This window comes from Gemmatimonadales bacterium, assembly GCA_035502185.1.
Lineage (GTDB): Bacteria > Gemmatimonadota > Gemmatimonadetes > Gemmatimonadales > JACORV01 > Fen-1245.
Genome location: DATJUT010000075.1, coordinates 1 through 20,561, shown reverse-complemented (window position 1 = coordinate 20,561; position 20,561 = coordinate 1). Strand labels below are relative to the sequence as shown.

General features: G+C 72.9%; 13 protein-coding genes. 5 read left to right on the top strand and 8 right to left on the bottom strand.

The window, feature by feature from the left end:
- Positions 1 to 17 precede the first annotated feature (17 nt).
- Entirely contained in the window at positions 18 to 3,131 is a 3,114-nt protein-coding gene (locus VMF70_10240) for a hypothetical protein (protein HTT68396.1), read from the bottom strand.
- A 203-nt stretch (positions 3,132 to 3,334) separates the two neighbouring features.
- Between VMF70_10240 and VMF70_10235 the strand changes: the two genes are divergently transcribed.
- On the top strand, positions 3,335 to 3,934 hold the full coding sequence (locus tag VMF70_10235; GenBank protein HTT68395.1) for a flavin reductase family protein: 600 nt from the start codon (positions 3,335 to 3,337) through the stop codon (positions 3,932 to 3,934).
- A gap of 3 nt (positions 3,935 to 3,937) precedes the next feature.
- Here VMF70_10235 and VMF70_10230 read toward each other — a convergent pair whose 3' ends face one another.
- On the bottom strand, positions 3,938 to 5,374 hold the full coding sequence (locus VMF70_10230; protein ID HTT68394.1) for a pyridoxal-dependent decarboxylase: 1,437 nt from the start codon (positions 5,372 to 5,374) through the stop codon (positions 3,938 to 3,940).
- 200 nt (positions 5,375 to 5,574) lie between these two features.
- Here VMF70_10230 and VMF70_10225 point away from each other — a divergent pair, with 200 nt between their 5' ends.
- The gene (locus tag VMF70_10225; GenBank protein ID HTT68393.1) at positions 5,575 to 7,047 is read left to right on the top strand and encodes a hypothetical protein; all 1,473 of its coding nucleotides are present in this window, start codon (positions 5,575 to 5,577) and stop codon (positions 7,045 to 7,047) included.
- Between the two features lie 12 nt (positions 7,048 to 7,059).
- On the opposite strand, the gene VMF70_10220 is transcribed toward VMF70_10225, so the two are convergent.
- Positions 7,060 to 8,244 (bottom strand): MFS transporter, encoded by a 1,185-nt coding sequence (locus tag VMF70_10220; GenBank protein HTT68392.1) that lies wholly within the window; start codon positions 8,242 to 8,244, stop codon positions 7,060 to 7,062.
- A 66-nt stretch (positions 8,245 to 8,310) separates the two neighbouring features.
- Between VMF70_10220 and VMF70_10215 the strand changes: the two genes are divergently transcribed.
- Positions 8,311 to 8,805 (top strand): GNAT family N-acetyltransferase, encoded by a 495-nt coding sequence (locus tag VMF70_10215; protein ID HTT68391.1) that lies wholly within the window; start codon positions 8,311 to 8,313, stop codon positions 8,803 to 8,805.
- Between the two features lie 83 nt (positions 8,806 to 8,888).
- On the opposite strand, the gene VMF70_10210 is transcribed toward VMF70_10215, so the two are convergent.
- From VMF70_10210 to VMF70_10190, 5 genes are all read right to left on the bottom strand, one after another.
- The gene (locus VMF70_10210; GenBank protein HTT68390.1) at positions 8,889 to 11,414 is read right to left on the bottom strand and encodes a vitamin B12-dependent ribonucleotide reductase; all 2,526 of its coding nucleotides are present in this window, start codon (positions 11,412 to 11,414) and stop codon (positions 8,889 to 8,891) included.
- 204 nt (positions 11,415 to 11,618) lie between these two features.
- On the bottom strand, positions 11,619 to 12,074 hold the full coding sequence (locus VMF70_10205) for a gamma carbonic anhydrase family protein (protein ID HTT68389.1): 456 nt from the start codon (positions 12,072 to 12,074) through the stop codon (positions 11,619 to 11,621).
- Between the two features lie 38 nt (positions 12,075 to 12,112).
- Entirely contained in the window at positions 12,113 to 13,975 is a 1,863-nt protein-coding gene (locus tag VMF70_10200; protein HTT68388.1) for a protein kinase, read from the bottom strand.
- A 67-nt stretch (positions 13,976 to 14,042) separates the two neighbouring features.
- The gene (locus VMF70_10195) at positions 14,043 to 16,301 is read right to left on the bottom strand and encodes a GWxTD domain-containing protein (protein HTT68387.1); all 2,259 of its coding nucleotides are present in this window, start codon (positions 16,299 to 16,301) and stop codon (positions 14,043 to 14,045) included.
- Between the two features lie 48 nt (positions 16,302 to 16,349).
- Complete coding sequence (locus VMF70_10190) at positions 16,350 to 18,278, bottom strand: N-acetylmuramoyl-L-alanine amidase (protein ID HTT68386.1); 1,929 nt, start codon at positions 18,276 to 18,278, stop codon at positions 16,350 to 16,352.
- 127 nt (positions 18,279 to 18,405) lie between these two features.
- Here VMF70_10190 and VMF70_10185 point away from each other — a divergent pair, with 127 nt between their 5' ends.
- Both VMF70_10185 and VMF70_10180 read left to right on the top strand, forming a co-directional pair.
- Positions 18,406 to 19,485 carry an FHA domain-containing protein gene (locus VMF70_10185; protein ID HTT68385.1) on the top strand — a complete coding sequence of 360 codons (1,080 nt, stop codon included), beginning with the start codon at positions 18,406 to 18,408 and terminating at the stop codon, positions 19,483 to 19,485.
- Positions 19,482 to 20,561: serine/threonine-protein kinase (locus tag VMF70_10180; protein ID HTT68384.1), on the top strand; the 1,080-nt coding region annotated here is incomplete at its 3' end. The genes VMF70_10185 and VMF70_10180, both read left to right, overlap by 4 nt.

Here is a 20,561-nt window from a genome sequence, read left to right as displayed (position 1 = left end):
GAGGGTCAGGGCCAGCGTCACTGCCACTCCCCCGCGACCGCGGATTTCGCCCCTGCCGGACGCTCGACGTGGATCACGCGCCGGTAGGTCGTGCCGTTCACGGTGACGGAGAGGACGTAGTCGCCGGGATCCACCAGCGTCGCGCCGCCGGCGCCACCGAACGGCCCGCCGCCGCCCCGGCCCGCCCGGAAGCCCGGCGGCGGCTCGTACGAGCCGGGCTCGCCCGGCTCGGGGTCGCGGCCGGCCGCCAGCGCGCGCCCGCGCTCGGTCGTGTCGCCGCGCCACGCGGCGGCCAGGCTGTCGTGCACCACCTTCGAGCGCGCCGCGGCCAGCAGGCTGTCCCGCCGAGCCGCCGGTCCCAGGGGTGTCCGGTTCTTCCGGAGATCCCAGGTCACCCAGTGGAAGCCCGGCGCGCCGCTCCCGCGGAAGGTCCGCACGGTGTCGCCCAGCGGTCCGGTGACCACGAACTGAAGGGTATCCGAGCGCTGGCGCCGCTGCTCCGGCTCGGCCGTTGGACGCGGCTCGTCGTCCTGCGCGCCGGGCTCGGCCCCTTGGTCCCCGCCGCCCGGCTCGGCCGGCGGGGACGTGTCGGCCACCGCCGCCGTTCCGCCGGGCAGCCGGTACGCGATGCGCGCGCCGAAGGGAGGATTGGCGGCGTCGAACTGCTTGTTTCCCGACCAGAACTGGCCGGTACGCTCGTTGTAGAGCAGGGCCGAATCCACCGTGAAGAGGTGGAACGGCGCGGCCAGGATCGAGTCGCTCAGCTCCTCGAGCGGGCCGATGTCCATCGTCCAGAGGCTGCGGCCGTGCGTGGCGGCGACCAGCACGCGGTCGCGCGGGTGGATCGCGAGGTCGTGCACCGGCACCGTGGGCATCTGCCGGTCGAGCACGTGCCACGTGGCGCCGGTGTCGAAGGAGACGAACGGCGCCTGCTCGGTGCCGAGGAACAGCAGGTTGCGGCGCCGCGGGTCCTCGCGGATGACGTGCACGAAGGTGGCGGGTGGCAGGGTCGCGGCGAGGCTCCGGAAGCTGCGGCCGAAGTCGGTGGTGACGTAGACCCAGGGGCGGTCCACGTCGTCGCGGTGGCCGTCGAACGTCACGTAGCAGGTCGCGCTGTCGAAGTGCGACGGCTCGACGCGGCTGACCCACGTCCGGGCCGGCACGCCGGGAAAGCGGCCGGTGAGGTTGGTCCATGCGACGCCGTCGTCGGTCGTGAGCAACACGTTGCCGTCGTCGGTCCCCACCCACAGGATCCCGGCCCGTACCGGCGACTCGGCCACGGTGGTGATCGTGCCGTGCGTCTCCGCGCCGGTCACGTCGCGCGTGATGCCGCCGCTGGTGCGGGTGCTGAGCCTGATGCGGGTCGAATCGCGGGTCGAGAGGTCCTCGCTGATCGGGGCCCAGTGGTCGCCGCGGTCCACCGACTTGTAGAGGCGGTTCCCGCCGAGGTAGAGCGTGCGTGGGTTGTGCGGCGAGAGGAAGAACGGCGTGGACCAGTTGAACCGGGGCCGGTTCAGCGAGTCGGCCACGATGCGGGCCTGGTACGCCGCGACGGCGCGCTGCGCCTCGGGCGTGGCCGGCGCGGTCGTGTCGCCGCGCGCGATGAGGACCGAGTCCTCGAGGAGCCGCGACAGCGGCCCCTTGACCGGCCGGACCGGCTTGCGGGTCCAGGTCTGGAGATCGAGCCGCGAGATGCTGCCGCCCTGCGACTCCGCGTACACCGTGTTCGGATCGGTGGGATCCACGGCCGCGTAGAAGCCGTCGCCGCCGTCCACGTTGAACCAGTCCTGGCTGACGATCCCCGCCCGCCGGTTGGTGCGGCTCGGCCCGCACCACGAGCCGTTGTCCTGCAGGCCGCCGCAGATCCAGAACGGCTGCTGCATGTCGAGCGCGATCGCGTAGAACTGGCCCACCGGCATCTGCATGATCGCGTCGTAGCTGCGGCCCCGGTCGTACGTGACGGCCAGCCCGCCGTCCTCGCCCACGATGTAGTGGTCCGGGTCGTCCGGGTCGCTCCAGAAGGCGTGGTAGTCCACGTGCACGCTCTCGCCCACGCGGCGCGGGGTCCGGCCTCCGTCGTTCGAGAAGTACAGCTCCGTGCCCATCCAGTAGACGCGGTCGGGATTCCTCGGGTCCACGCGCACCTGCGAGAAGTAGAACGGCCGGTCGTCGTCCGGGTTCATCTTCTCCCAGGTGGCGCCGCCGTCGCTGGTGCGGTACAGACCCGACTGGAGGCGCTGCCGCTTGGACGTGTCGGCCACGAAGCCGCGGCGCAACGATTCCGGGTTCGGGTTGGAGTCGGCCTCGACCATGGCGTAGACCACGTGCGGGTTGCTCGGCGCCACGGCGATCCCGATGCGGCCGAGGGTGGTGCCGGGGAATCCGGCGCCGCGCACCCGCTGCCACGTGGCGCCCGCGTCGGCACTCTTCCACAGGGCGGAGCCCGGGCCGCCGCTCTGCAGCGAGTAGGGCGTCCGCTGCCGCTCCCACGACGCGGCCCAGAGCACCTGGCGGTTCGACGGGTCGATCGCGACGTCCACGAAGCCGGCGCGGTCGCTGACGAAGTTCACGTTCTTCCAGGTCCTGCCGCCGTCGGTGGTCTTGAACAGGCCGCGCTCCCGGTTGGGGCCCCACGCGTGGCCGAGCGCCGCGACGTACACGACGTCGGGATCGGCCGGATCGATGGCGATGCGGCCGATCTGCCGCGTGTCCTCGAGCCCCATGAAGGTCCACGTCCTGCCCGCGTCGGCCGACTTGAAGATCCCGCCGCCGGGAGAGATCGAGTTGCGCGAGTCGGCCTCGCCGGTGCCCGCCCACACGACGCTGGTGTCGCTCGCGGCCATCGCCAGGGCGCTCACGGTCGAGACCCTCTCGTGGTCGAACACCGGCGCCCACGTGACGCCCGCGTTCACGGTCCGCCACAGTCCGCCGGACGCGAACCCCACCAGGATTTCCTTCGGGTTGCGCGGATTGCCGATCACCGCGCTCACCCGGCCGCTCATGTTGGCGGGGCCGATGGCGCGCCACGAGAAGGCGGCGAGCACGGTCGTGTCGGGGTGCGTGACCTGCGCTCGGGCCGCGGCCAACGGACAGAGCAGGAGGAGCGGGAACACGACCAGGGCGCTGCGCATGGGGCCGACCTTGGTTGGGGACGGTGGGAGCCGGAAAGATCGCGGCGGGGCGCGGTGCGCGGCCAGCCCCGGAGCTACGGCCCGGCGGCCCGGGACGTTGGCGGCGGGAGCGCCACCCGTCCCCGCCCCCGGCCGCCCGGGCCGGAAGGGCCGCCGCAGGCCGCCATTGCCCCGCCGGCGCCGGCCGAGTCACACTTCCGGCCATGGACCCCATCCTGAGCTACGAGCTGCTGCGGAGCTTCACCACGCCGGTGGTGGCGATCACGGCCGAGCGCGACGGCAAGCGCAACGGGATGATCTCCGACGCGGCCGCGCGCGCGTCCATCGTCCCGGACGTGCCTCGGCTGATGATCCTGGTGCACAAGTTCAACTACACCCACGACATGATCTTCGAGACGGGCCGCTTCGCGGTGCACGCGCTGCACCGGGCGCAGCTCGAGCTGGTCGAGCGGCTTGGCTTCGAGTCCGGGCGCGACCGGGACAAGCTCGCCGACGTGCCGCACCGGCTCGGCACCCTCGGCTGCCCGATCCTCGAGGACTGCTGGGCCTGGTTCGAGTGCCGCGTGATCAACGTGATGGACACCGGCAGCTCGACCTGCTTTCTCGGCGACGTCGTCGAGCTGGGGCGCGGGCCCGGGAAGGAGATCCTGACGCCTGGCTACATGCGGGCCAACCTGCCGGAAGGGTTGCGCGAGATCTACCTCACCAAGCTGGCCGCCGCGCAGACGTGGGCGCGGGAGAGGAGTGGGGACGTGAGGGCTGTGGTGTGGCGGGACCTGGAGCGCCCAAGGCCCAAACCCTGAACCTCAGCCGGCGGCCGCCTTCCGGATGAGTGCCCATGCCTGCTGGACGTGGCGGCGCTCGGTGCGCAGGTTGCCGATCGCGACCCTGATCACCAGCCGGCCCCGGAGGCGGGTGGGCGCGAGGAACACCGAGCCCGCGGCGTTGACCTCGTTGATGACCCGCTCGTTGAAGCGATCCTGCTCCTCGCCGGTCGCACCGCGCACCGCCCGGCAGCACACCACGCTGAAGGGCACCGGCGCCGACAGCTCGAAGCCCGGCTCGGCCCGCACCCATCCCGCCAGCTCCTGCGCCAGCGCGCAGTGATGGCGGATGCGCTCGCGAATCCCCGCGACCCCGAAGGCACGGATCACCATCCACAGCTTGAGGGCCCGGAACCGGCGCCCGAGCTGGATGCCGTAGTCCATCAGGTTCGTGACGCCCTCTTCGTCGGTGCGCAGGTAATCCGGCACCAGCGAGAAAGCGTTCCTGAGCGACGCGGCCTCGCGCACCAGCAGCACCGAGCAGTCCACCGGCGTGAACAGCCACTTGTGGGGGTTCACGACGACCGAGTCCGCCTGCTCCATCCCGTCGAACAACGGGCGGAACTCGGGACAGATGGCCGCCGCGCCGCCATAGGCGGCATCCACGTGGAGCCAGATGGCCTCGCGGCGGCACACGGCAGCGATGGCCTGCACGGGGTCCACGCTGGTGGTGGAGGTGGTGCCGGTGGTCGCCACCACCGCGATGGGCAGGCGTCCGTGGATGCGGTCCTCGGCGACCATCGCCTCGAGCGCGAGCGCGTCCATCCGGAACTCGGCGTCCACCGGCACCTTGCGGAGGTGGTCGAGGCCGAGGCCGAGCGCGATCACGGCCTTGTCCACGGACGAGTGCGCCTGCTCGCTCGCGTAGACGACGAGCGGGGGCACGTCGGCCCGGCCGGCCATGCCCCGCTCGCGGATCTCGAGGCCCGGGGCGCGGTCGCGCGCGGCGGCGAGCGCCAGGAAGGTGGATACGGAGGCGGTGTCGTTGATGTGACCGCGGAACGGCTCCGGCAATCCGATCATCTGGCGCAGCCAGTCGGTGACGACCTCCTCGAGCTCGGTCGCGGCGGGGCTGGTGCGCCACAGCATCGCGTTGACGTTGAGCCCCGCGGCGAGCGCCTCGCCCAGGATGCCGGGTCCCGAGCCCGTGATGCCGAAGAAGGCCATGAAGCCGGGGTGGTTCCAGTGCGTGACGTTGGGCTCGATGACGCGGCGGTAGTCGTCGAGCACCCGATCGAGGGGCTCGGGGTCCTTCGGCGGCACGGCGGCGAGCAGGGCCCGCACGTCGCCGGGACCCACCTTGGGCAGCACAGGATAGTCGCCGACGTGGTCCAGGTAGTCGGCGACGAGGTCGGCGACGCGGTGCATGGCGCGGCGAAACTCGGGTCCGGGAAGGTCCCCGGTTGACGGGTTGGACATGAGGCGAACATACCTCCACCCACTGTGAGAGGTGAGAGGTAAGGGGTGAGACGGTGAAGTGAGAGGTGAGAAGCGAAAGTGAGAGGTGAGCCTCACCTCTCGCTTGAACGTCTCACTTCTCGCACCTCACCCCACACCGCCGCCTTGCGACGATGCCGTGCCCGCCGGCATCTATCTGTCGACCGGACCGAGGATCTCCCATGCGCACTCCGCTCCTCGCCCTCCTCGCCCTCGCCGCAGCCGCCACCCCGCTCGCCGCCCAGGACGCCTCGCGCCCCGCCATCGAGCGGCTGGCCGCCGCGAACGCCGCCCTGCAGCGCCTCACGGCCGCGCATCCCGGCGCCCTCTGGCCCGGCTTCCGGCCCGAGACGATCCCGGTCCTGTACGTGGTGCCGGAGCGGGGCATCCTGCTCGTGAATTGGGGACCGGGAGCGCCGCCCGAGGGGTTCGCGTCCGTCCCCGGCGTGGACGGCGCCGCATGGCAGCCGGCCGCCCTCCGCACCGCGGCCAGCACCGGCACGACGCTCGGCGGCCGGCCGGTGGCACAGGTGTTCGTCTTCCCGGACGCCTCCGAGGCGCTGCTCGTGGGGACGACGGCCCACGAGGCCTTTCACGTGTTCGAGCGCTCCGTCGCGCGCGACGAACGGAAGTTCGGTTCCGGCGAGAACGCGTTCCTGGTCAGCAGCTACCCCGTCTTCGATCCCGTCAACGAAGCCGGCTGGGCGCTCGAGGGCCGGCTGCTGAGCCGGGCCCTGGCCGCGCGCACCGGTGCGGAGCTGCGCGAGCGGACCCGCGAGTTCGTCGCCGCGCGGGAAGCCCGGCACCGCACGCTCGGGAGTCAGTTCGCCGAGTTCGAGACGATGGCGGAGCTGAACGAAGGGCTCGCGGAGTACGTGCTGGTCCGCTCGCTGGAGCTGGCGTCGAGCGATCCGGCGTTCCCCTGGCGCGCGGGTGCCGAGGCCGAGGTGGACCGGCACCGCGTCCGCCTCGACAGTCTCACGGCCGACGTGCGCCAGTCGCTGCGGCTCCGCTTCTACCAGACGGGGCCGGCGATGGGTCTGCTGTTGGACCGGCTGGCCGGGCCGGCCTGGCGCGCCGATCTCGAGCGGCGCGACCTGACCCTGCTGGACGAGCTGGCCGAGGCGTCGGGCTATCGGGACCCGGAGCGGGCGTTGCGGGCGCGAGCGGCGCGCGCGGTGGACACGGCGGCGCTCGGCCGGAGCGCGGCGGCGGGCGTCGCGCGGCTGCGCGCCATCCGCCGCGCCCAGGTGGACAGCATCCTCGCCCCGGCGGGGCTCAGGATCGTGCTGCGCGCCGATTCCCTGCCCGGCCGGCGGTTCGGCCTGTGCGGGATCGATCCGCAGAACCTGCTGCAGGTGGACGCGACCGTGCTGCTGCACACCCGCTGGGTGCGCGCGTGCGGCGGCGGCCTCGACGCCGAATTCACGTCCCCCGCGGTCCAGGACCGGGGGGCGGGAACGTTCATGGCGGTGGTGGGAGCGGAGGACTCGGTGCGCATCACGGCGGCGGGCGCCCCGCTCGCCGTCGCGGAGGGTCAGGCGGTCGCGCGCGACGACCTGAAGATCGAGGCGCCTGGATTGAGCCTCACGGCCGAGCGCGCGATCGTCGCGCGGCGGGCGGGCCGCCTGGAGATCGTGCCCGTGGCGAAGTGAGCGGCGAGACGCTCACGTCTCGCACTGCGCCGCCGCGTACCCCGCCATCGCGCTGGTGAGCGGCAGCGTGATCAGCACCATCACGGCGGCAGCGAGGAACGGCGTCCCGTACCCGAACTGGTCCATCGCGTAGCCCGCCGCGACCGGAAACGCGACGCGTGACACGCCACCGAAGGTCTGCTGCACGCCCATGTACAGTCCCCGGTCCGTCCCGGGCACCACCTGGGAGAGCAGCCCGGTCACGCACGGGAAGAGAAACGCCGTGCCCAACGGCATCAGCGTCATCGACGCCATGAGCACCGGGTAGCTCCGCGCGACCGAGAGCAGGCACAGGCCCGCGGCCAGCAGCCCGATCCCCAGGCGCGACAGGCGCGCCTCACCCAGACGGCCGAGCACCCAGCCCAGCAGGCCGGCGCGCGCGATGACGCCCATGGCGCCGAAGTACATGAAGAAGTAGCCGATGGTGTGCTCGGTCACGCCGAGACGCGCCGAGAGGAGCAGCGGCATCGTGGGTCCCGTCCCGTAGAAGGCACCGATCGCGATGGCGTAGATCCAGATGAGCCGCGACGCCGGTTCGCGCGGGTGCGAGAGCACGCGCCGGAGCGCCACGGCGCCCGTGCGGGAGGCGGCGCGGATGGCACCCGGGGGGCGCATCTCCCTCGACTCCCGCAGGAATCGCCAGGCGAACACCGCGATCAGCGTCGCCAACGCCGCCGCCGCCAGGCCCGGCGCCCGCTGGCCGCCGGCCTGGTCGAGAATCGATCCGAAGGCGGGACCCACGACCGCACCGAGGCTCGTCACCGCCGACAGCCACCCCAGGCTCCTGGTCCGCTGGTCCGGGGGCGTGGCGTCGGCGACGTACGCCTGCACCACGCCGATCGTCCCGCCGCCCATCCCCTGCACCACCCGCGAGAGCAGCAGCAGCCACACCGAGCCCGCGAAGGCGAACACCGCGTACGCCACGGCCGAGAGCGCCAGGCCGGCGATGATCATCGGCCGGCGCCCGTAGCGGTCGGACGCGCGGCCCCACAGCGGCGCCATCGCGAGCTGCGCGACCGAGAACGACGACACGAGCACGCCCACGAGGAGGGCGGTGGCGCCGTACTCCTTGGCGTAATACGGCAGGAGGGGCAGCACGAGGGCGAACCCCACCATGTCCACGAACGCGGTGATGAACAGGACTACGAGTTTGGCCATTGGGAAGGCCCACAATGTCGGGGGGCCGTCTCGCGAAGGCAAGGGACGCGGACTAATGTTAGACCCATGAACGAGGGTGTCAGTTTCAGGATCCGGCCGGCCGGTCCGAACGACGCGCCCATGCTCGCCAAGCACCGCGTCGAGATGTTCCGGGACATGGGCCAGATCGCCGACGAGAGCACGGCCGCGGAGCTGCGGTCCGCGACCGAGCCCTTGATCGGGGAGTGGGTGGCCGCGGGGAGCTACCTCGGCTGGCTGGCGGAGCCCGTCACGCGGCCCGGGCTGGTGGTGGGCGGCGCCGGCATCCAGCTGCGGCCCATGCTCCCGCGGCCGGGGCGGGACGGACCGGGCGTGCTCGCCGGCGCCGAGGCCTACGTGATGAACGTGTTCGTCGAGCGGGCCTGGCGTCGCCGTGGCGTCGCCGCGCTGCTGATGGAGCACGTGCTGGGCTACGTGCGCGAGCGCCGGCTCCGGGTGGTCACCCTGCACGCCTCCGACGAGGGCCGGCCCCTGTACGAGCGGCTCGGCTTCGCCCCGACCAACGAGATGCGGCTGCGCTGAGGGGAAAACGCCGCCGGCCCCCGTGGGGCGGGGGCCGGGCGGTGGCCGCGCGCGTGCGCGGCGTCGCTACGCGGAGCGGACGCTCACCCGCACTCGCTGTACCCGCAGACGTGGCACTTCACGCACCCCTCCGCGAACTCGAGCTGCGAGCCGCAATCGGGGCAGGCGCCGAGCAGGTTCGGCACGTGGGCGTCGCTGCGCATGCCCTGCGTGCCATCGGCCTCCACGCCGGCCGCCGCAGGACGCGCGACGCCCGCCGGAGCCGGCGACACCAGCAGGTCCTGCTGCACCCCTTCGTGTTTCTCCTGCATCCACTTCTCGATGGCGATGCCGATGGCGTCCGGCACGCTCATCACCTTGTTGGGGCCGAGCCCGATGACGCGGTCGCTGCTGATCCCCCGCAGCTGGCGGTGGATCTCCGCCATCGGGATCCCCGACCGCAGCGACAGCGAGATCAGCCGGCCGATGGCTTCGACGTCGGCCATCAGGGGCGCGCCGGCCTTGCCCAGCGAGATGAACACCTCGAACGGCTGGCCGCGCTCGTCCTCGGTGATCGTGACGTACGCGGTGCCGAGCGGCGTCTCGATGCGGCGCGTCATGCCGCGCAGCAGGTCGGGGCGCGAGCGCTTGAGCCGCCGCTGCGCGTTCTCCGCCTCCGACTCGTGCAGCTGGCGGCGCACCCGCCCGAGCTCCGCCTCCAGCTCCGCGAGCTGCCCGCGCGCCTCCGCCAGCTCGCGCTCGGCCGCCGGCACCGGGCCGGGGCCGGCGACCGGCGGGACGGAATGGTCGCCCGCCGCCGGCGCGTCGTTCCCGGCCACTTCCTTCGCCGTCTTCCCGGTCGAGAGCACCTGCATCGGCCGGCTGTTGTCGCGGTACACGGTCACGCCCTTGCATCCGAGAGAGTAGGCCTGCTCGTAGATCCGGCGCACGTCGTCCCGGGTCGCCGTCTCGGGGAAGTTGCACGTCTTGCTGATGGCCGAGTCCGTGAAGTCCTGGAAGGCCGCCTGCATCCGGATGTGCCACTCGGGCGTCACGTCGTGCGCGGTGACGAACACGTGCTGGATCAGCTCGGGCACTTCCGGGAAGTGGATGTGGCCTTCCTCGGCGATGCGCTGCATCAGCGCTTCGCTGTACCACCCACCCGCCCTGGCGTACGCGACGAAGTCCTCGTTCACGTCCGGCATCAGGGTGCCGGCCTGGTTCCTGAGGAATGCGACCGCGAACAGCGGCTCGATCCCGCTCGAGCAGCCCGCGATGATCGAGATCGTCCCGGTGGGCGCCACCGTGGTGAGATTGCAGTTCCGGAGCCGGCGCATCGGCCGGATGCGCTCACCCCGCGCGTCCCGCGCGCAGGTGGCCTCCGGGCCCCAGATGCTCCGCTCCCACTCGGAGAAGGTGCCGCGCTGCTCGGCGAGGCGCTCCGACTCGCACTTCGCCTCTTCGTCCACGAACGCCATCACCTGCCGGGCGAACTCCACGGCGGCGTCCGAGTTGTACGGCACGCCGAGCCGCACCAGCATGTCCGCCCACCCCATCACGCCCAGCCCGACGCGGCGGATCCGCTTGGCCAGCTCGTCGATCTCGGGCAGCGGGTACTTGTTCGCGTCGATGACGTTGTCGAGAAAGTGGGTGCACAGGTGCACCGTCTGCCTCAGATCGTCCCACTGGATCGCCTGGTCCCGCACGAACAGGCCGAGGTTGATCGATCCCAGGTTGCAGACGTCGTAGGGCAGCAGCGGCTGCTCGCCGCACGGGTTGGTGGCCTCGTAGGCGCCCAGCTGGGGCACCGGGTTGTACCGGTTCGCGCGGTCGACGAAGAAGACGCCCGGCTCCCCGGTCTTCCACGCGCCGGCCACCACGCGGTCGAAGACCTCGCGCGCGTCGAGCTTGCCCGTCACCCTTCCCGTGCGCGGGTGCCGCAGCTCGTACTTCGTGCCCGCTGCCACCGCCGCCATGAACTCGTCGGTGACCGCCACCGAGATGTTGAAGTTGGTGACTTCGCTGGTGTCGTCCTTGCACGCCACGAAATCGAGGATGTCCGGGTGGTCGACCCGCAGGATCCCCATGTTCGCGCCGCGGCGGGTCCCCCCCTGCTTCACCACGTCGGTCGAGGCGTCGTACAGCTTCATGAAGGAGACGGGCCCGGACGCCACGCCCATCGTGGAGCGCACCACGTCGTTCTTGGGCCGCAGCCGCGAGAAGGCGAACCCGGTGCCGCCGCCCGACTGGTGCACCAGCGCCATCGCCCGCAGCGTGTCGTAGATGCCGCTGGCCCCGTTCGACAGCGCGTCGTCCACCGGCAGCACGAAGCACGCGGAGAGCTGGCCCAGCGGCCGGCCCGCGTTCATCAGCGTAGGGCTGTTCGGCATCCACTTCCGCTCGGCCATCACGCGGAAGAACTCCTCGGCCAGGGCCTCGGCCGCGCCGTCCGAGGCGCCGTAGCTGCGGTCGGGCGCCGCGATGGTCCGCGCCACCCGCCGGAACAGCTCGTCCGGCGACTCCGCCGCCTGGCCCGCCTCGTTCTTCACCAGATAGCGGCGCTCCAGGACCGTGAGCGCGTTGGCGCTCAGCTCGAGCTCGCTGCGTCCTGCCGACTTGCCTGAAACCATGCTCGAAACTCCACAAGCGGACCCGAAGTGGCCCGGCGGTTTGTCCTGGTGCGGTCAGTGAGCTAACCGTTACCGCAGGAAAGAGTTGCGGGGGAGCAATCTAGAGGCCTCTCCGCTGCGCGCCAACACCCCGCGAGAACCCGCGTCGCAGGCCGCTTCCCCGCTATTCACATCACAAAGCTTGCGAAACGGCCTCGGCGCGCGTCACGGCAGCGGCCTGGCGAAGCGTCCTTCGGCGTGCAGACGCGCCAGCGCCACGTAGTGCTCGACCGTCAGCCGGATGCGGGAGCGGAGCGCGTCGTCCACCGGCCGCCGCACCTTGGCCGGCACGCCCATCACGAGCGAGCCTGGCGGGATGCGCATCCCCTCGGGTACCACGGCCCCCGCGCCGATCACCGAGCCCGTGCCGACGTGCACGCCGTTGAGCAGGATGCTCCCCATTCCGATCAGGCAGTCGTCTTCGATGGTGCAGCCGTGGAGGATGCAGCGGTGGCCGATCCCGACGCCGGCGCCGATCGTGCAGGGCACCCCCTCGTCCACGTGCACCATGGTGAGGTCCTGGACGTCGGAGCGCGCGCCCAGCGTGATGGCGTCGATGTCGCCCCGCAGCACGCACTGGTACCAGACGCTCGACTCGGGCCCGAGGCGCACGTCGCCCATGACGTCGGCGCCCGGCGCGATGAAGGCGGTAGGGTGAACTACTGGTGCGCGGGGCGAATGACCACCTGGACCCATGCGCTCACGGGCTGGCCGCCCTTGCGGGCGGGGCTGAAGTGGAAATCCAGGGCCTGGGCGAGCACCTGGGCCTGGAACGCGGTGCACGGCGACGGCCGCGAGGCCGGCACGGCCTGGAGCACATCGCCGGTGCGCGACACGTGCACGTTCAGGGTGAGCAGCGGCAGCGAGGGGCTGGTGCAGCTCGCCGGCACCCCGACGGCGGGCGTGAACTGCGCGACGGGCTTGGAGTCCCAGCACGCGCGGTTCGGGTTCTGGATGCTCACCAGGCCCGCCTCGCAGTCGGGCGGAGCGCCGGGCCTGGCCGGCGTCGCCGAGGCGACCGCGGGCGGCGCCTTGTGCCCGGGCCGCTCGCGCCGCGGCGTCGGCCGAGTCGTGGCGGGGTGTGCCGGCGGCTGCGCGGGCTGCGCGGCCGGTTGGGCCGGCGCCGGCTCCTTCGCCGCGGGCTGGGCAGGCGGGGGCGCCGGCGTCACCGCCGCGGCGCCGGTGCTCTCCGGCCGCGCGGCCGGGGCCTTGGCGCTGTCCGGCGCCACCGCGGCGACGTGGTTCGTATCGGCGGAGGCGACGCTCGCCGGGGCCTTGTGGAGCACCAGGAAGTAGTAGGCCGCGAGCGCCGCGACGACGACCACCAGCCCGCCGACCGCCAGCAGCGGCCCCCGGCTCGACTTCGCGGGCGCGGGCCGCGGCGGCCGCGGCTTGGGCTTGGCGGCCCTGGCGGCCTCCGCGCTCGTCGCGGCCGGGGAGGCCGGCGGCTTGGGCATCGAGCCCGAGGCACGCGGCAGGGGCGTGGTGGCCTGCGAGGCGATCGTCGCCACGCCGCTCAGCGGCCGCAGCGACTCGGTGGGCCGGGTCGCGACGTCGGCCGACATCGCGGCCGCGACGCCCCCACTGCCCTCCAGCGACGCGACCAGCTCCTCGGCGGTCTGAAACCGGTCGTCGGGCTTCTTGGCCATCATCCGCTGGATGATGGCGAACAGGTCGCGCTGCTCGGCGGTCTCCAGCGGCGGCGTCGGCAGCTCCTCCATGATGTGCTTGTACCCGATGGAGAAGCTGTCCTCGCCGTCGAACGGCACGTGGCCGGTGAGGCACTGGTAGCCGACCACGCCGAGGGAGTACACGTCGCTCCGGCCGTCCAGGGTCTGCGCCCGCGCCTGCTCGGGGCTCATGTAGTGCGGCGTGCCGATGGCCATGCCCGTGCCGGTGAGCCGGGCGCCGGACTGCGCCTTCGCGATGCCGAAGTCGGTCACGATGGCCTGGCCCAGCTCGTCGAACATGATGTTGTCGGGCTTGATGTCGCGGTGCACGATCCCGTGCTTGTGCGCGTACCCCAGCGCCCGACACGCCTCGATGAGCAGCCGCTTGATCTCCGGCACCGGCAGTGCTCCGCGCGCCGAGATGACGCTCGACAGCGGCTTGCCGCGCAGGAACTTCATCACGAAGTAGATGACCCGGCCCGACTTGCCGACCCGGTAGATGGGAATGATGTTCGGGTGCTCGAGCTTGGCGGAGGTGCGCGCCTCGCGCTGGAACCGCTCGACGAATTCGGCGTCGAACGAGAGCGAGAACGGCAGGACCTTGATCGCGACCTCGCGCTCCAGCGCCTTGTCGCGCGCCTTGTAGACGATCGCCATCCCGCCGCGGCCCAGCTCCTTCTCCAGCTCGTACTCGTCCTTCAACGCGTCGCGGACCGCCGTCGAGTCGTCGGCCGCCGGCTGCGCGGCCGTGCCGGCCGCGCCGCCCTGCGTGACGGCGGTCACGTCGAGCCCGCAGTTCGGACAGTACTTGACCGACGAATCGACCTGGTGACCGCACCGGGAACAGAACATGCGCGCTCTCGAACCGGGAAGGTAACGCCGTGAGCGAGGTCAACTTAGGCCCCGCCCGGAGGGAGTGTCAAGGCGCTCGGGAGGTCGTGATCTCGAAGGTCTGCTCGCGCCGCAGCCGCTGGTGCGTGGCGACGTCCTCGAGGTCGAGCCCCAGCACGTAGCGGCCGGGCGAGAGGCCGCTCAGCACGATCTGCTGCCGCACGCGGGCCCGCCCGTCCGCGCCGGTGACCGAGCTGTACTCGAGGTTCGCGCCGCGCCCCCGGCCGAACAGCCGCTGGAAGAACGAGCGGCCGCCCGCGGGCTGCACGCTCACGCGGGTCGCGACGCTCGCGCCCTGCGGCAGTCCGTACAGCTCGTAGTACAGCTCGACGGCGCCGTCGCGCGGGAATCGCGACAGCGGGTTGAGGAGGACGTCGCCGTCCGCCCGCCGCAGCACCAGCCCGCTGCCGATCCGCCCCAGCACCAGGTCGCTCGCCGAGAACCCGCTGTCGGTGCGCGGCACCGCGATCGGCTCGGCGTGCACCAGGGCTCCCGCGTCGGCCTGCAGCTCCTCCACCACGAAGTGGTAGTGGAAGTCGCCCGCCGGCACGCTCAGCGCGAGCTGCTCCGTCAGGTAGCTGCCTTCGGGCAGCTCGGTCGGGTTGCGGAACACGCGCAGGGTGTCGAGGCCGGCGACCCGGCGGTACGCCGAGTCGTACACGATCAGCCGGAACTCGAACGGGTATCCGACGCCGCCGGGCGCCGGGAAGGAGCGCAGCGCCCGCGCGGGGAGCGCGAACACCACGTGCAGCACGGGACGCCGCTCGGCGTCGGCCAGGACGAAGGCGGACACGACGGGATCGAGGTCGTGCGCGAAGCGCAGCGCGTACGAATCCGTCGTGGTGCCGACCGCGATGGCCTGCCGGCCGCGCCGCCGCTCCTCGGCGAGCAGCGCGCCGCGTCCGGCGGTGCCCTGGTCCGCCAGGCGCTGGTAGAGGTCCGAGATGGTGGCGCGCGAACTCAGCAGGCCCCCGAACACCGCGGTGGGGACGTCCTGGCGGGACTGGAAGATCACGGCCGTGCTGAAGCCGTACGCGTCCAGCAGGCTCTCCACCAGCTTGTAGTCCTGCACGTGACCCGCCGCCACGAAGTGGAACACCAGGTCCGTCTCCGGCGGCGGGCGCCGGTACACCCACGTCTCGTTGGGCTCGACGTACTGGTCGGAGTAGCGCGCCCGGCCGTCCGGCTCGCCGTGACGCAGGTAGACGACGCCGCGGTCGTCGAACTCCGCCTGCGCGCTGTCGCGGTACACGTCGGTGATGTCGTAGTGGCGGTGGCGCGTGGTGAGGCGGAAGTTGGCCCGCGCGTATGCGTAGCGCCGGAACTGCTCGACCAGCCGCTCCCCGGGGCGCCGCGCGTCCTCGACGTCGCGCTCGCCCCAGAACCGGCGCAGCCACCGCCCGACCGAGTCCGCTGCCAGCGCGTCGTACGTCGCCAGCTCCTCGCGGGTGGCGATCCACGCGAGGTCCGCGCGGAAGGCGGCGCGCGCCTGCGGCGTGAGGGGGCGCCGCGACGCGGCGAAGTACTCCCCCACCGCGGAGTCGGACCGGCCCAGCAGGGCGAGGGTGCGCGCGACCTCGAGCCCGCCGAGGCCGCTGTCGCCGCCGGCGGCGAGGTAGCCCCGGAAGGCGACGAGCGCGGAGTCGTGCTGGTCCAGCTCCCGCTCGACGCGGCCGCGCGCCAGGAGCACCTCCGGCTCGCGGCCCGCCGCCGTTCCCGCCGCGAGCCGCAGCGCGCGCTGCGCCACGTCGAGCCGCGGCGCGATCCGCTGCCGCAGGGCGGTCGTCGCGAGGTCCACCAGCGCGCGGGAGTACGCGGGGTCCACCTGCGCGGCGCGGGCGAAGGCCCGCGCGGCCTTGGACAGCGCGTCGAGGCCGAGCGCCTCGCGCAGGTTCTCGAGAGCGATGGCGCGGGCCTCGCCGATGGCCAGCTCCGCGCGCCCCAGCCAGTACCACGGGGTCGGCCAGTCCGGCCGGAGGTCCGAGGCCCACTCGAACTCGCCGGCCGCGTCGTCGTAGTGCTTCGTGCTCCGGGCCACCACGGCGATGTGGTAGGCCAGGATTCCCAGCTCCAAATGGACCATCGGATCGTCGCGGTGGTCCTTCGCGTACGCGATGCGCGTCGTCTCCATCGCGAGCAGCGTCGTCGAGTCGGGGATCCGGGCGAAGGCGTCGGCGAGGGAGTCGAGCCGCGCGCGATCCTGAGGCTCCTGCGCCGCCAGGCGCGCCGGCCCGGCGGAAGCGGCGAGGAGGGCCGCGAGGCACAGCAGACGCGGCGCCGGGCTCATGATGGCGTCATACCCCGCGCGGCCGGGCGGGTTCGGCGCGGCGGCCGGTCACGGTCCCGGCTCCGCCAGATCGCGGAAGAAGGCCTGGAGGCCGAGCGCGATGCCGCGCGCGTACGCCTCCTGGAAGGCCGGCGTGCGCAGGGCGTTCTCCTGCTCGGGGACCATCAGGAACGCGCCCTCGGTGAGGATGGCCGGCATCCACGTGGTCCGCACCAGCGCGAAGTTGCCGCGGGCCGCCCCCAGGTTGCTCAGCCCCAGCTCGCTCACCAGCGCGGCCTGGGTCAGCAACGCCAGCCTCGCGGCGCGCGGAAGGAAGTAGTAGGTGCTCGTCCCGCTGTTGACGAACGGGTTCACGCCGTCGGGGAACGCGTTGTTGTGGATGGACACCAGGACCTCTGCGTCCGCCTGCTCGGCCAGCGCGGTCCGCTCGTAGAGGTCGAGCGCGGTGTCGGCGGTCCGCGTCATCACCACCCGGGCGCCTTCGCGCTGGAGCAGGTCCCGGAGCGCGAGGGCCACGGCCAGGTTCGCGTCCGCCTCCCGCAGGCCCGTGGGCCCCGTGGCGCCCTGCGGCGGGTGCCCGGGGTCCACGGCGATGGTCCGCCCCCTCAGCGGCCGCGCGCGATCCACGGCCGGCGGGCGCCGGATCTGGAGCACCAGGTCGGCGCCCTCCCAGTGCGCGCGCCAGCCGAACACGCGCGCGGCCAGCTCGAAGGTCACGGTGCACTCGTCCGCCGCGGGCTGCGCCCAGGTCACGCGGCGCACCAGCGGATCGGTGCCGCCGTACTGCACGAAGTCCAGGTCGGACTGCGCCCCGTACAGCCGCACCCGCACGGAGCGCTCGTCCTCGTCCACGCGGAACGGCACCCGCGCTTCCAGGTTGAGGCGCGCTTCGACCAGCGAGTCCCGGGGCGTGAGCCGCACCAGGCGCACCGCGGTTTCGGGAGGCGGCGCGCCCGCCGGCAGCACCGCCGCGACGTCGGCCAGGCTCACCCACGCGACCGACTCCCGGCTCAGCCGCACCCGCAGCTGGTCGCCGACCCGCCCGTCCACCGCCGCCGGCGTGCCTTCGGCGAAGAACCAGTCGAAGGTCCCGTGCGGGAGGGGCGAGCCCACCACGGCGCCCCGCGTCTTGCCGGTGTGCGCGGTGTCGTCGTCGAGGACCACGACGGGCATCGCGGCGGGGTCCACCAGCGTGACGCGCACCGGGAGCGGCGTGACGAGCGTGTCGGGGCCGAGTGCGGCGATCACCGCCGCCCCGGCCGTGCCGGTGCCGGTGTCGGCCGGCATCGTCGGCGTGGCGAGCGGCGGGAGCCCCGGGCCGAGCGGGACGGCGGGCACGCTGCCCGTGTAGCGCACGGTGGCCTGGACGGCCAGCCGGTCCGGGCGGCGCTCGAACGGCCCGTACGAGCCCGCGACCTCGGTGTCCGGCGCGAGCGGGAACAGCCGCCCGTCGGGCAGGCGCACCACGACGGACGCGCCGGGCGCGGCGCGCGCCACGACGCGGAGCGGCTCGTCGGCCACGGCCCACACCTCGCCGCGCGGCCGCAGCGACGCGGCGTCGATCCACAGCGGCTGCGCGGGCGGCACGAACCGCGCGGGGAGCCGCACCCGCCAGTCGAGCGCGGCGCGCTCCTCGCCCTTCACGGCCACGAGGTGGAAGACGGCCACGGTGTCGTCCGGGAGGGGGAGCCAGGCGAGAAAGGCGCCGTCCGGCGCCACGTCCACGGGCGTCCCGTCGATGGTGAGGCTGGCCTGGCCGCTCCCGGTCGCCCCGAACAGGAACGAGCTGTCGTGGGCGCCGATCAGGGCGTCCGCCGGCGGGTAGACGACGGTGAGCGCCAGCGGGCCGTCCACCGGCTCGATCGGCGGCAGGGCGGCGGGCCGCGTAGCCGGAACCACCTGCGCCGCGGCGACGGCGACGCTTCCGGTCGCGGAGAGGAGGCAGACGAGGAGCAGGGGGGTTCGGCGCAGCCGCATCGTTCGCGCAACGTACACCAACTCTCGGCGCAACGTCAATTTAGCTCAGTTGACCAGCCCCCGAATCGGCCCATATATTGGCGCTCGCTTCTCGCCGGATTCTTCGCCCCCGGAGGCGGTCCGAAACGTGATCACCTGTGCGCACTGTGGCCGGACCAACGATCCGGACTCCCGCTACTGCATGGACTGCGGCAAGCCCCTCTCCGCCTCGGCGATGGCGATGCCCGCGCCGTCGGCGACCGGGGGCATGCCCGCCACGCGGGTGTACGCCCCGGCGGCGAGCGGCGGCCGGGCCGGGGCCGCCACGGGGCCCGTGTGCTCCTCGTGCCGCCACCCGGTGGACGCCGCGATGGCGTTCTGCGCCTCGTGCGGGGCCAAGCTCGCGGCGGAGGCCCCGGCGGCCGCCGCCGCGGAGGTCCCCGGGTGCCCCAACTGCGGCGCCCCCATCGCCAGCGCCGACTACAAGTTCTGCCCGATCTGCGCGACGCCGCTCGGCGCCGGCCCGCGGGCCTCGGGCCCGCACGAGCCGACCAAGGTCTTCTCGCCCCAGCGGGCGTCGCGGCCGCCGGTCGAGCTGGTGCTCTCGGGGGAAGACGGCGCCAAGGGCACGCGCTATCCCCTGGTCGGCGAGGAGACGACCATGGGCCGCACCGGCGCGGACGTCGCCTTCGCCGACGACGTCTACCTGTCGCCGATGCACGCGCTGTTCATCTGGAAGGAGGGGCAGCTCCGGGTGCGCGATCTCGGCTCGCGCAACGGCACCTGGATCTTCCTCGAGGGCCCGCACCGCCTGGTGGACGGCGACCAGATCCTCATCGGGTCGCAGCTGCTGCGCTTCCGCCGGCTCGGCTACCCGGGGCCGTACGCGCCCGATGCGGACGCGACGCGCCGGATGGGCTCGCTGATCCCGAGCGCGGACATCGCGAGCCTGTCCCAGCTGCGCGTGGACGGCAGCGTGCGCGACGTGTTCCACCTCTCCCCGGGGCGCGACGTCAAGCTGGGCCGCGACTCGGGCGACTGGACCTTCCCGTACGATCCGTCGATGAGCTCGCTGCACGCGCAGATCCGGTCCGAGGACGCCGACTTCGTCCTCGCCGACGCGGGCAGCCGCAACGGCGTGGCGGTGGCCGCGCGCGGCGACGTGGCCCTGAAGAAGGCGTCGCGCATCCTGGTCGGGGACAAGCTGCTCGTGGTGGAGATGACGTGAAGACCTGCCCGGTGTGCGGCAAGGAGTATCCGGACACCTCCAAGTTCTGCCCGGTGGACGGCTCGACCCTGCGCGCCGCCAGCCCGACGGCGGACCTCGTCGGCCAGGTGGTCGCCGACCGCTACGCCATCATCAAGAAGCTCGGCGAGGGCGGGATGGGCGCGGTGTACCTCGGCGAGCACGTGAAGATGGGCCGCAAGAGCGCCATCAAGGTGATGAACCCGTCCATGGCGGCCGACCCCGACGCGATCAGCCGGTTCAACCGCGAGGCGTCCAACGCGAGCCGCATCTCGCACCCCAACGTCTGCCAGATCTACGACTTCGGCGAGACGCCCGAGGGCATCATCTACCTGGCGATGGAGTTCATCCAGGGCGCGGCGCTGACGGACATCATCGAGCGGGAGGGGGCCCTGCCCCCGCCGCGCGCGGTGCGGATCCTCCGCCAGTCGGCCGACGCGCTCGCCGCCGCGCACGACCTCGGCATCGTGCACCGCGATCTCAAGCCCGACAACATCATGATCGTCCAGGGCCGGGACGGCGCGGACATCGTGAAGGTGGTCGACTTCGGCATCGCGAAGGCGGTGGCGGGCGACGAGGCCGGGCAGAAGGTGACCAAGACGGGCCTGGTGGTCGGCACGCCGGAGTACATGAGCCCCGAGCAGCTATCGGGCGACAAGCTCGACGGCCGCAGTGACATCTACTCTCTGGGCCTGGTCTTCTACCGGATGCTCACCGGCGTGCTGCCGTTCCAGGCGGACAGCGCCCAGGAGACGATGATCAAGCGGCTCACGGACGAGCCGATGCCGCTCGCCGACGCTCGCCCGGACATCGCGTTCCCGCCCAAGCTGCAGGCGGTCCTGGACAAGGCGCTGGCGCGCTCGCCCGCCGAGCGCTACGCCGTCGCGACCGAGTTCGCGCGGGACGCCGAGAGCGCGGTGGGCGGACCGGCCGTGCCCGGCACGCGGGTCGCGGAGCCGGTGACGACGGCCGCGACCCAGCTCATGGACGCGGAGCACGCGCTCAAGGCGCACCGGGCCAAGCCCGCCGCGCCGACCGCGGCGCGGCCCGCGGTGCCG